We start from the raw sequence: 11,353 nt of genomic DNA, 5'->3' as shown, positions 1-11,353 counted from the left end.
AGCCTACTTTCTCTTCACCAACTCACTCGCCCGCGCCACGTCCTCCAGCGTGTTCACGTTCACGCGCTCACTCACCCGAACCGTCGCCACCTCGTATTCCGCCCGCACCAACAACCCCACGGCCTCGCTCAACTGGTACTCGCCCTCGGCCGACGGCCGGAGCAGCGCACAGGCATGAAAGACGTCCGCCGGCAGGACGTAACACCCGGTCGTGACGAGCGTCGACGACGGATCGGCCGGCTTCTCGACGATTCCCGTCACGTGCCCCGCCTCGTCCGTCTCGATCACGCCGGTCGTCGCCGCGACCGCGGGCGAAACCTCCTCGACCGCGAGCGCGGCGTCCACCTCCTCGACAGCCGTAACCACGGGCGCGACGCTCCCCCCGAAGACGTTGTCGCCGTTCACGAGCAGAAAAGTCTCGCCCACGTGCGGTTCCGCCTGTAACACCGCGTGCCCGAGCCCCAGCCGCTCGCGCTGGTGGACGTACGTGATCGGAACGCCCGCGAAACTATCGCCGAACCGGTCGACGATCTGCGCTGCCTCGTACCCGACGATCACGACCAGCTCGTCGGCTCCAGCCTCGACCGCCGTCTCGAAGACGTGCGCGAGGAGGGGCCGCCCCGCGACCTCGACGAGTCCCTTCGGTCGGTCCGCCGTCAGCTCGCCGAGTCGACTGCCGCGGCCGGCAGCGGGGATGACCGCGTCCATATGAGAATTTACACACACGAGCCACCTCAAGCCGTTGGTTCGGCTCCTCCGAGACATCGAGCGGTCCGCTATCCGGTTTCGATGCGACCAGCCGCTGTTCTTGTCGATGGTAAAAGCGGCGTTACTGGGACGATAGTGTGTCCGGAACGAGTCGGGAAACGATCCCGTCGAAGTCGTCGTCGAAACTCAACACCCCGTCTATCTCGTGGTATTCGACCATCGCGACGGTCATCGCGTCCGTGAAACTGAGCTCGTGGTCGGCGTACGTCTGGTGGACGGACACGGCACGATCGACAAGCGTCGGAGACGAATGGAGTAGTTCGATGGCCGAGGGGTATCCCGCACCGCGAATGCGCCGTCCCACTTCAAGCCCGGCGTCGACATCTCCTGTCCGCCGCTGCGTCAGCGTGACCGTTTCGTCGTAGACGTAGTCGCTCGTCTTGACCTCCTCCCGCGCCTGAAGACGCGGGAATCCCACCACGGGATTTCAGGCCGAGTGTGGCCCTCTGGTTTCAAGACGCATACGTCCCAAGCGTCTCCTGCTGGGTTTCAGCATCGGCTTGGGTGTCTTGTGGGGCGGTCAAACGCCCCCCATCCTCAGCCGAGTCATTGCCATCCGTGTGTTCTCTTGAATGGCTCTCTCCACTGAGGTAGCGATCTGCGATATTTATTGCGCCGTTCAGGTCCGCTTGGTACTCGCCCATCCAGCAAGCACCGTTCGTACATTTGAACGTCGCCTGTCGCGGGCGGTATCCCACTTCACCGCACGCATGGCACTCCTTCGACGTGTTGCGTGGGTTCACAGACTCGACAGGGATGCCCTTCTCGACGGCCTTGTAGCGTATCTGCGCGTGGAGTTTGGCGAACCCCCATCCGTGGAGACGTCGATTCATGAAGTCGCCATAGTCCATCGACTCCCGTATGTACGTCAGATCTTCGAGAACCAGTACAGGATCCTCGACGGATTCGGCGTACTCCACGACTTCGCGGGTGACGGTGTGGAGTATGTCGTCTATCTGATTCCACACGTCCTCTCCGAAGGACTCAGCGATACGGTCGCTTCCGCGTTCTTGAAGCCGTCGCGTGGCGGTAAAGTAGTTCTTGCGGAGCCGACGGACAGTCTTGCCTTCGTCGGCCCACAGTTCGGGCGCGGTCGGGGACCCGTGGTCGTCGCGGTGACACACCGTGACGAGTGACGCTTCCCCGATGTCCACTCCGATGGGCGTCCGTTCGTCGGCGGACGCCTCGGAGCGTTCCTCCACGTCACGGGTGGCAGTGACGTGGAGATACCACGCCCTGTCCCGCTCAAACAGCCGGCTCTCGCCCATCGTGGCGTCTCCTGCGTTCAACGCTTCCAGCCAGTCCCGCTGTTCGGGATTCGGTTGTGCTGGTATCCAGAGGTCGTAGTCCTCATGATGTGGGATTTTGACGTACCACTCGATGGCGTTCTCGGGCTTGTGGTCGAGCCGTAGCCCTTCATTGGTGAAGCGTACAGCGTGGTCGTCGTGGAGTTCATCCGCGTTGTACGTGGTCGTGAGTTGTGGGACGTACTTTTTCAGCGCGTTCTTCGAGTACCCGCTCAGGTCGTAGCTGACAACCACGTCGTTCGCTTCGGTCTGTGTGGTACATTCGGCGTCGAACGCATCCTGAAGGGCGTGCTGGTAGGCTTCTCGCGTCTCACGGAGTTTTCTCCGTTTGTGCGCGTTCGGCTCGACCAGCTTGAGTTCGAGCGTCTTCGTGAGTTCGGTCACGAGTTGCCCTCCTTGTGCTGTTGGATGTAGTTCTCGACAGTCTCGCTCGAAACGTGGCCAGCGGTTCCTGCATAGTATCCTCGCGCCCATCCGATTTTCTCGCCGTCATCGTCAGCGTATCGGTGGTTGTACTTGCGCGAGGAGATACCCTTGAACCAGTTGGCGAGGAGCGCCGGTTCGTTCTTGGGCGGGCTACTGACGAACAGGTGAACGTGGTCGGGCTGGACGGTGAGATCGAGGATTTCGACGCCTTTGTCGTCGGCGATCTCGTGGAGGATGTCTCGCACACGGTTGGCGACCTCGTTGACGAGTACCGATTGACGGTACTTCGGCAACCACACTATGTGATAGTTAAGATTGTAGGTCGCGTGCCGTGTAGTCTTCATCCGTGTTGTACACTATAGTCAAACAGAGACTTAATACTGCCGACAGAGCGGTAGGAAATCCCGCTGTGGCGTCGTCGGTGGTGGTGTAGGCTATTATCCGCCCGACTCCCGCCTTTAGGCGGGGGTATGCGCTCGTGCCTTTATAATGCGACCGTATTCTGCGGACGAAAGGACGGTATTCAACGCGTCAGTACCGACCGTGTGTCGGCTAGCGTCGGCGTCGTGATGCGCGTAGAACACGCCGGTGTCGACGAAGACGCTCATCCGTACAGGATGTCGTCGATGTCGTCTTCCGTCGTTTCGACACCGGAGGCGATCGTCCCTCGGTTGAATTCCTCGAGTTCCGTTTCGTTCAGGGCTGTTGGTCCATCTCGGAACGAATCGACGAACTCCGCGCGGGAGTCGACTGCCGATTGAATCAGGGTGGAGAGAATTTCCTGCTGAGTGACCTTCTTCCCCGTTTTGAGCCGGATCTCCGCTTGGAGCTCTTCGAGCTTTGATTTCGCGGCTTCATCCATCTTGACCGCTGTTGACATACAGTTGAGTTGTGACTACAACACGGTTAATGTTTCTACCAAAATTAGCGATGGTGGTTCTGAATAGCGGACTTCGAATTTATGCGCCCTCTCGAAACTACTCTAGTCGTTATGATCGCGATCATATTATCGCAGACATACAACTTCTCGACTCCGTGCTCTGTCCTCTAAGCGACTCTCTCACAGGAAACCGGAGACAGGTAACCAGTGCTGGGTACCAACAGCCATCTGACTGTCTTGTGGCCCCCCATTAAGCGGGCTCGTCTACGACTCCCGCACCAACGGCTCGTACCACTCGCGGTTCGACTGGTACCACTCGATGAACTCCCCGACCCCCTCTGCGATCGTCCGTGAAGGCTCGTAGCCGATCAGCTCACCAGCTTTCGCAACGGACGCGTGCGTGTGCTCGGCGTCGGCCTCACGAGCGGACTCGTACTCGATCTCCAACTCGGGCGCTAACTGATCCCGCACCGTCTCGGCCAACTCCTGAATCGAGATGTTGTCCGAACTCCCGATATTCAACACGTCGCCGTCGGCTGCATCCGACTCCAACAGCGTCCGATTCGCGTCCACCACGTCGGCCACGTAGGTGAAATCGCGCGTCTGCTGGCCGTCACCGTAAATCACTGGGGGCTCGCCGTTCACACAGCGCGAGACGAAGTTCGAGATGGCCATGTTCGGGCGCATCCGCGGCCCGTACACCGTGAAGTAGCGCAAACACACCGTCGGCAGCCCGTGGAGCTCCGTATACACTCGCGCCATATGCTCTTGGGTCAGCTTCGTCACGCCGTAGGGACTCACCGGCTCGGTGGGGTGGTCCTCCTCGTAGGGGAGCGACTGCGGCTTCCCATACACTGACGAGGAGCTCGCAAGAATCACCCGCTTCACGTCCGCCTCCTTCGACGCCTCCAAGAGATTCACCGTCCCGTCGACGTTGATGTCGGTCACCTTCCGGGGGTTGTCGACGCTTTCACGAACGCCCGCTTGCGCGGCTTGGTGGACGACAACGTCGGCGTCAGCGACGAGTGCTTCGACTGTCTCGGGGTCCCGCACGTCGCCGTCCACGAACCGGTAGTCGACGGCGCGGCCCTCGGCGACCTCACGGTGGACATCAAGCGTGTGGCGTTTGATCCCCTCCGCGTAGAACGGCTCCAGATTGTCGAGGACGGTCACGTCGTGGCCGTCTTCGAGGAACGCCTCGGCGAGGTGGCCGCCGATGAACCCAGCTCCGCCCGTCACGAGAATGCGCATACGCACCCTTCCAAAGGGTGACACAAAACTCGCGCGGTTCGTCGAACCCACCTCCGATCCCGAGTCCCCGCTCCGGGAACTGGCTGGCGCGCTCCGTAAGCAGCCCGTTGACGAGGCTGCGAACCACGGCTCCGAACACCAACGGGAGTACCGAAGAACTCCTCGTGGGCAGCGACTACTCGCCGACGCTATTGAACGCGCTGTTCAACTCCAAAAGCTCACGGACGACATCGCTGTCCGCGACCCGATACCGGCGTGGTGACGTGTTCGGAACGTCCCCGATGAGTTCGACCTCTCACATGAGGTCCGTGTCGTTGCCAACGGTTTGGCGCGTGACGCCGGCGTGTGCTGCGAGGTCGGGTTTGTTAAACTCTCGATTCGGCGGGAGATCAAGCAACGCGTCGACGAGAATTGGGATCGCATCGTGCTGCGTGAGGGAGGTTCATCCTCGCAGCACGCTAACTTTCCACAATATTAGAATTTAGGCTATTATAGCTCAAATCATTATAGTCTAATTTCTAATCTCGGTACACATATGTACCTCCCACCCCGAGTAGGGGCATGGATCAGTTCGTCAATCGGGTCGAAGAACTCGATCGGCTACAGACCCTCTATGAGAGCGATGCCGCGGAACTCGCAGTTATCTACGGACGTCGGCAGATCGGCAAGAGCGAACTCGTCCGCCGATCGATCGCCGACCGCGACGATGCCGTGTACTATCAGGCCGTCCAAGGAACAGCGACCACACAGCGCAGGCGGTTCGTCGAGGCCGCAGCCGCGACCTATCCGGAAATCACAGAGATCAAAGAAGAGTGGGAACCACTACTAAAACACCTCACTGAGCGAGACGCCGTCATCGTCATCGACGAATTCCCGTACCTTATTGAGTCGAACGAGGGGCTCCCATCGGTCATACAACATTTGTGGGATACCGCCGTCGATGAGAGCCGGGCGACGCTCGTACTCACGGGCTCTGCGATCGGCATGATTCATACCCACGTCCTTGATGGGGGTGCGCCACTCTACGGCCGCGTATCCCAGACGCCGAACGGCCGCCTCGAACTCACCCAGCTGCCGTTTTCCGGCATCCACGAGTTCGTCCCGACGTACGATTCCGAAGAACGGGTGTTCGTCTATGGCGTCTTCGGCGGCACGCCCCGCTATCTCAGTCCGCTCGATCCGTCACGGAGCCTCGGAGAGAACATCACACGGCTGTTGTACGATCCGGATGGCCCACTCCACGACGAGCCCGAAACTGTCCTTCAGATGGAACTCAACGAGGTAAACACGTATTTTTCCGTGCTCGAGTCGATGGCCAGCGGGAACCGCCACCGAAACGAGATCGCCCAGGGAGCCGGTATCGCAAGCACCAACACGTCGTACTACTTCGACCGGCTGGAAACGCTCCGGATCATCGAGAAACACCATCCGGCACTTTCCGATCCGGCACGCAGCAAGCGGACGCGATACCGGATTCGAGACCCCGTCTTCCGGTTTTATTTCCGATATCTCTACGGCCGCGAGGGGCAGTACGAACTCTACGGCGAGAACGGCTACGCGGATCTCATCGAACCGGAACTACCCGATTTCGTCAGCGAAACGTTTGAATCGCTCTGTCACCAAGCGGTGCCGGCACTCTATTCGGACTACCAACTTACGCGAGTGCCGACCCAGTGGTGGTACAAGAGCCGAGAGATAGACGTTGTCGCGCCGACTGACGAGTCGACGCTGATCGCTGGCGAAGCGAAGTTCACGAGTACTCCTCTCGGGTATGACGTGCTTTCGGACCTCGAAGACGATGTGGAGCATGTCGACTGGACGCCCACGGGGGGTGGTGAGCCGACGTACGAATTCGCTCTGTTCAGCCGCTCCGGGTTCAAACCCTCCGTCGAGGAAGCCGCAGACGAGCGTGATGACCTCCGCCTCTTCGATCTGTCCGATGTCGTTGCCGTTCTCGAGAATGGAACCTCCCCGCGCTAAATATTGACCGCGCCCCGTCACGTTCGCCGCTACCCCACCATGTCGAGTGTTCTTTTTGAGAGAGGGCAGGATGCCCTCCGATGTGACCCCACCGTGTCGAGTGTTCATACGACGCTGGCTAGGACCACCCGAACGAAACCGATCGAACTCACCTAATCCGCGCTGCCACGCCCTCCGGAAGCGCGACAGTGTCGAAGTCCCGAACGACGTCGCCGACGATATCGAGGTCGACGTCGAACTCGCACTGGTAATGTCAGGTCCTGTGGGCGGACAGTACGGGGATACACCTTGCACCGAGTAAAATCGAGAAATGAAACCACCGTCAAATCGTCGTCACACACGTCGTACCGAGTGACACCTGCCGACACAGGACAACACAGTCGGCGTGATCCACTTCAGTTAGACACCCCAACCGGACTTCAGGTTCGTAGACACACCTTCTACCGAGTGAGTTCCCACGAAGTGAACAGACCGCAAACGTCCATACTCTTCACTAAGACCCGAATTGCTCTGCTAGTAGTACGACCTTTGCCAAATTCACTCGGTGTCTAGTGTGTAGAATCAAGCGGTACAGTATTTAATCCAGCTTAAAGCCGACTCAGAAACTCTAGAATACTTATTCTGTATATCTCACTCGGTACGAGGTTGGTAGTATTTTATGAGTTGAAGATCAGGACCACGTATGACGAACCGCGGCGATATCTTTGAGACCGGTGAGATCTTTCGGGATCGAAAACTGGTCCGAGTCGGGCACGTTCCCGATCTCGAGCGTGTGGTCGGCAGAGACGATGAGATCGATGCGATCGGCAGTGCCCTCGCTCCGGCAGTCCGAGGTGGGCCTCCGGAAACGACGATTGTCTATGGGAAAACTGGAACCGGAAAGTCACTCGTTACAAGGTGTGTCTGCCGCGAGGCCACGAGACGAGCTGAGAACAATGACGTCATGTTCGCTCACGCGTACATCGACTGTTCGGATTACGGAACGGAAACACAGGTGAGCCGCCAAATGGCCCGTGATCTACACAGTACAGTCAAAAACTCGGTTGACGAACAGTCGATCCCCCGCAAGGGAATTGGCGCAGCAGATTATCGCGACATCGTGTGGGAGATGATTGATGACGCCAACGTTGATGCCTTTCTCGTGATACTCGATGAAATCGACAAGTTGGACGGCGATGAACTGCTACGGAGCATCTCGCGTGCCCAAGAAAGTGGGAAAGCCGACGCATTCATCGGAGCGATCTGTATCAGCAACAAGATCGAATACCGAGAACGGTTGAGCGAACGGGTCGATTCGTCGCTCCAGGATAACGAACTCGTGTTCGATCCGTACGATGCCCGCCAGTTGGAGGCCATTTTGACGCGCCGTCGGGACGCCTTCGCCGAGGGTGTGCTTCAAGACGAGGTTATCCCGAAAACAGCGGCCTTGTCAGCACGTGAACATGGAGACGCACGAAAAGCGATCGATATGTTGTATGAAGCAGGGCGGCTCGCTGAGATGGAGCGGGCCGAACACGTCACTGAAGCGCATGTGGATGCCGCGCTTGAGAAAGCAGAAATCAATCGTTTCCAGAAACTCGTGAGTGGACAACCGCCGCACGTCAAACATATCCTCCGCGCGCTTGCGCTCCTCACTGAACAGACTGATCGTCAGCAGTTCCGCACGGCGGAAGTATATGATATGTATACAAATATCACCGACGAGGTCGATACCTCTCCGCTGAGCTATGATCGCGTCCAGCGACTTCTGAAAGAGCAGGCGTTTCTCGGTGTGACTGAAAGCGAACACACCGGCGGTGGGCATAAGGAGGGAAGCTACCGCGTCCACCGGCTCCTGCGTTCACCTGAGATCGTCACGAAGGGCCTCGATCGGCAATAGCGGATCAAGTACTTTCATTCGGTGCGTGGTGTGTGACATCTGTGCGCTGGGGACTCAAACGATCGGTTTCACTCGGTACGAGGTGTGTCTCTTGGTGGCGCCAGCGACGATCCACCCGCGTGACCGACACCAAACGGATAATCAACGGTCATATCCGGTCGATGTGTACTCAACGGGTGAGACCAGCAATCTCATTCGGTACTGGGTGTGTCTAACTGTGCCAAGTATATCGTAATAACACTCGACACGGAGGTGTGTGGAGTGCTCACCCACCGACTCTCCCGCTTACCCTCACCTCAGGACCGACAGCGAGGTGGCGAAGAAGCGCGGCGACGACAGCGTCGACGATTCGTACATCGTTGAGGCCCAGGATCTCGTCCAGCGTGGTCGATTACGCAACCAAATCCGAGACCAGATCCAGCACGCCCACCTGCTGCTCGAAACGCTCGCATCCCTCGAAGAACGGGGCTCGACGCCGGCCCGGCCGAAGACGATCAAAACCCGGTACGAGCGCGCGGCGGACTCACACGCCGTGGACCCACTTACGACGCTGAAAAGCATCCAGAACACCCTTTCGGAGCTCCACATATCGGGTTCCTCCAACGCACCGACCGGAATCGCGGCGAGAGGGGCGGCCGGTACGACGAGTACGGCCTCGATCTCGACCCCGGGATCGTCCTCGCGATTAGAGACGAGATCGAAACGGAACGCGACCGCTGACACCCGGCCGCGAAGACAGACGAAACGAGGTTTGTCCCTATCATCGCCACCGTACGCGATCCAACTCGGAAGCCCCCGAAATACGTCGATACAGCGGTACGAATCGCGGGTTCATGCCAGGGCGTCCTGCTCGAACGCGAACGTCACCCGTATCGAACACTCGACGCCGTGGGGTGTCAGGCACTCGTCTCGAAAAACCTCAAAACCGACTGGAAAGGCACTTATCCACCATAATTCGACTTTTCGAAGTCTTTTAGTTGGGCCGGTGACTGTACCAATATGAGATGGTGGACCCCGACCACGTCGTGACTGCTGAAGATGTTGCCGACGCGACCGGCCAGTCCATCGAAACGGTGGCCCGGGGCTGGCACGAGCTGGCCGAAGAGCAGGTCGATACCGAAGAGTCCGAGTCGGAGTCCACGGACCGTCGCCGGATGTTTTCTGACGACTAACTCATTTTTTGGTAGGTCGCAATGAGTGGCACCAATGGCGGGTCCACTAATTCCATCGATCAGCTACTGGGCCACACAGAGGGACCGACAGGAACGCCGTCGCAAGAGGTGATCAAGCGTCTTCGGTACTCAAAACAGATTGTTGATATTAACTTCACCCGTCTTAGCGGGCTCTGTGATGATATTGCCACGGACGGGTTCGTGTATTATGATCCCGTAGAACAATCGGATACAGAGGGACTTCGAGCGAACATCTATGCGGACATCCACAACTACCTCTCGTCGATTTATTCGCTGGTCGAAGAGATCCACCCGTTTCTGAACTCGTGTGTCGATCAAACGGTTGAGAAAGACACTTTCGTTAGAGGCTCGGAGCGCGCAGATCCCACCCTTCCCCCGTTTGTGAGGAAGTTAGTGTTTGCTTGGGGGCTTCGAAATCAGTTCACACATGGAAATTATCGCTGTCTTAGTATCAGAGAAGAGACTGAGTCTGACTCAACATACATGAGAGTTTACTTTCACAAAACACACTTTGATCCCCGCGGAAACGGAGAGCTTGCTGATGTCGGTGATTATCTCTGGGGTATCGATGAGACTGAAGAAACACATCCGATGTGCTACTTCGCAAATTTATATACCCATTTCAGCGACTTCTGGGAAGACATGATTCGTTGGAGCAACAACACGTAATCTGAATGGTCCCCTGATATTCACTGCCTGTTCCGTCTGGACTGTCGATTCACTAACTCGCTCGCCCGCTCGATATCTTCCGACGTGTTCACGTTCACCCGCTCACCCACCCGAACCGTCGCCACCTCGTACCCCGCCCGCACCAACAGGCCCACGGCCTCGCTCAGCTGGTACTCGCCCTCGGCCGACGGCCGGAGCAGCGCACACGCGTGAAAGACATCCTCAGGAAGCACGTAACACCCGGTCGTGACCAGCGTCGACGACGGCTCGGCCGGCTTCTCGACGATCCCCGTCACGCGCCCCCGCTCGTCCGTCTCGATCACGCCGGTCGTCGCCGCGACCTCAGACGACACCTCTTCGACCGCGAGCACGGCGTCTGCCTCCTCGACAGCCGCAACCGCGGGCGCAACGCTCCCCGCGAAGACGTTGTCGCCGTTCACGAGCAGGAACGTCCCCTCGACGTGCGGCTCCGCCTGTAAGACCGCGTGCCCAAGTCCCAGCCGCTCGCGCTGGTGGACGTACGTAATAGTAGTCCCCTCAAAGTCATCGCCGAACCGCTCGACGATCTGCGCCGCCTCGTACCCGACGATCACGACCAGCTCATCGGCCCCGGCCTCGACCGCCGTCTCGAAGACGTGCGCGAGGAGGGGCCGCCCCGCGACCTCGACGAGTCCCTTCGGTCGGGCCGCCGTCAGCTCGCCGAGTCGGCTGCCGCGGCCGGCGGCGGGGATGACCGCGTCCATACGCGAGACGCCACGCGTGGCCGTTTCAACGTTGCCCCTGGCGTCAAACGGTATTCTAGCCGGAAGCGACGGTGCTCACTCTGTGTCCATCTCGAGCGCGCGTTCGTACAGCGCGTCCGAGATCCAAAAGCCCGCCTCGCGGAGCGCGTCGAGTTCCGTTTCGAGGTCGACTTCTCCTCGGTCGGACGCACGGAGGAGGATCCCCACGACGCCGGTCACCGGTACGTCGTGACGCGTAGCGGTCGCCCTCTATCAGC

The 11,353-nt window shown here is 59.0% G+C and carries 12 protein-coding genes and 2 pseudogenes; 5 read left to right on the top strand and 9 right to left on the bottom strand.

The window, feature by feature from the left end; all coding sequences use genetic code 11:
* Positions 1–3 precede the first annotated feature (3 nt).
* The 7 genes and pseudogenes from J7656_RS14370 to J7656_RS15035 form a co-directional block, all read right to left on the bottom strand.
* A complete protein-coding gene (locus J7656_RS14370) occupies positions 4–708 on the bottom strand; it encodes a sugar phosphate nucleotidyltransferase (RefSeq protein WP_211553661.1) in 705 nt (234 codons plus the stop codon).
* Between the two features lie 121 nt (positions 709–829).
* Positions 830–1,189 (bottom strand): type II toxin-antitoxin system VapC family toxin, encoded by a 360-nt coding sequence (locus J7656_RS14365; RefSeq protein ID WP_211553660.1) that lies wholly within the window; start codon positions 1,187–1,189, stop codon positions 830–832.
* 31 nt (positions 1,190–1,220) lie between these two features.
* Positions 1,221–2,549: an RNA-guided endonuclease InsQ/TnpB family protein gene (locus J7656_RS14360; protein WP_249191472.1), complete on the bottom strand. Its 1,329-nt coding sequence runs from the start codon at positions 2,547–2,549 to the stop codon at positions 1,221–1,223.
* A complete protein-coding gene (gene tnpA / locus J7656_RS14355; protein WP_211553658.1) occupies positions 2,456–2,845 on the bottom strand; it encodes an IS200/IS605 family transposase in 390 nt (129 codons plus the stop codon). The genes J7656_RS14360 and tnpA overlap by 94 nt, the downstream gene beginning before the upstream one ends.
* A gap of 260 nt (positions 2,846–3,105) precedes the next feature.
* Positions 3,106–3,381: a hypothetical protein gene (locus J7656_RS14350; protein WP_211553657.1), complete on the bottom strand. Its 276-nt coding sequence runs from the start codon at positions 3,379–3,381 to the stop codon at positions 3,106–3,108.
* 264 nt (positions 3,382–3,645) lie between these two features.
* Positions 3,646–4,632, bottom strand: coding sequence for an SDR family oxidoreductase (locus J7656_RS14345; protein ID WP_211553655.1), 987 nt, complete (start codon positions 4,630–4,632; stop codon positions 3,646–3,648).
* Positions 4,633–4,807: 175 nt separating this feature from the next.
* Positions 4,808–5,068: pseudogene (locus J7656_RS15035) on the bottom strand (hypothetical protein); the annotation flags it as partial.
* Positions 5,069–5,193: 125 nt separating this feature from the next.
* Between J7656_RS15035 and J7656_RS14340 the strand changes: the two are divergent.
* The 5 genes from J7656_RS14340 (at position 5,194) to J7656_RS14325 (ending at position 10,353) form a co-directional block, all read left to right on the top strand.
* Positions 5,194–6,612, top strand: a complete 1,419-nt coding sequence (locus J7656_RS14340) for an ATP-binding protein (RefSeq protein ID WP_211553653.1) — start codon at positions 5,194–5,196, stop codon at positions 6,610–6,612.
* A gap of 682 nt (positions 6,613–7,294) precedes the next feature.
* Positions 7,295–8,491: a Cdc6/Cdc18 family protein gene (locus tag J7656_RS14335; RefSeq protein ID WP_211553651.1), complete on the top strand. Its 1,197-nt coding sequence runs from the start codon at positions 7,295–7,297 to the stop codon at positions 8,489–8,491.
* A 256-nt stretch (positions 8,492–8,747) separates the two neighbouring features.
* Positions 8,748–9,494, top strand: a complete 747-nt coding sequence (locus J7656_RS15290; protein WP_425490610.1) for a Cdc6/Cdc18 family protein — start codon at positions 8,748–8,750, stop codon at positions 9,492–9,494.
* 1 nt (position 9,495) lies between these two features.
* Entirely contained in the window at positions 9,496–9,663 is a 168-nt protein-coding gene (locus J7656_RS14330) for a hypothetical protein (RefSeq protein WP_186313382.1), read from the top strand.
* A gap of 21 nt (positions 9,664–9,684) precedes the next feature.
* On the top strand, positions 9,685–10,353 hold the full coding sequence (locus J7656_RS14325) for a hypothetical protein (protein WP_211553649.1): 669 nt from the start codon (positions 9,685–9,687) through the stop codon (positions 10,351–10,353).
* 20 nt (positions 10,354–10,373) lie between these two features.
* On the opposite strand, the gene J7656_RS14320 is transcribed toward J7656_RS14325, so the two are convergent.
* On the bottom strand, positions 10,374–11,096 hold the full coding sequence (locus tag J7656_RS14320; RefSeq protein ID WP_211553647.1) for a sugar phosphate nucleotidyltransferase: 723 nt from the start codon (positions 11,094–11,096) through the stop codon (positions 10,374–10,376).
* A 75-nt stretch (positions 11,097–11,171) separates the two neighbouring features.
* Positions 11,172–11,333: pseudogene (locus tag J7656_RS14315) on the bottom strand (DUF3368 domain-containing protein); the annotation flags it as partial.
* Positions 11,334–11,353 lie beyond the last annotated feature (20 nt).

The organism is Halorubrum ruber, assembly GCF_018228765.1.
Taxonomy (GTDB): Archaea; Halobacteriota; Halobacteria; order Halobacteriales; family Haloferacaceae; genus Halorubrum; species Halorubrum ruber.
The sequence above is the reverse complement of the archived record's forward strand: the minus strand, read 5'-3'. Positions and strand labels throughout refer to the sequence as shown.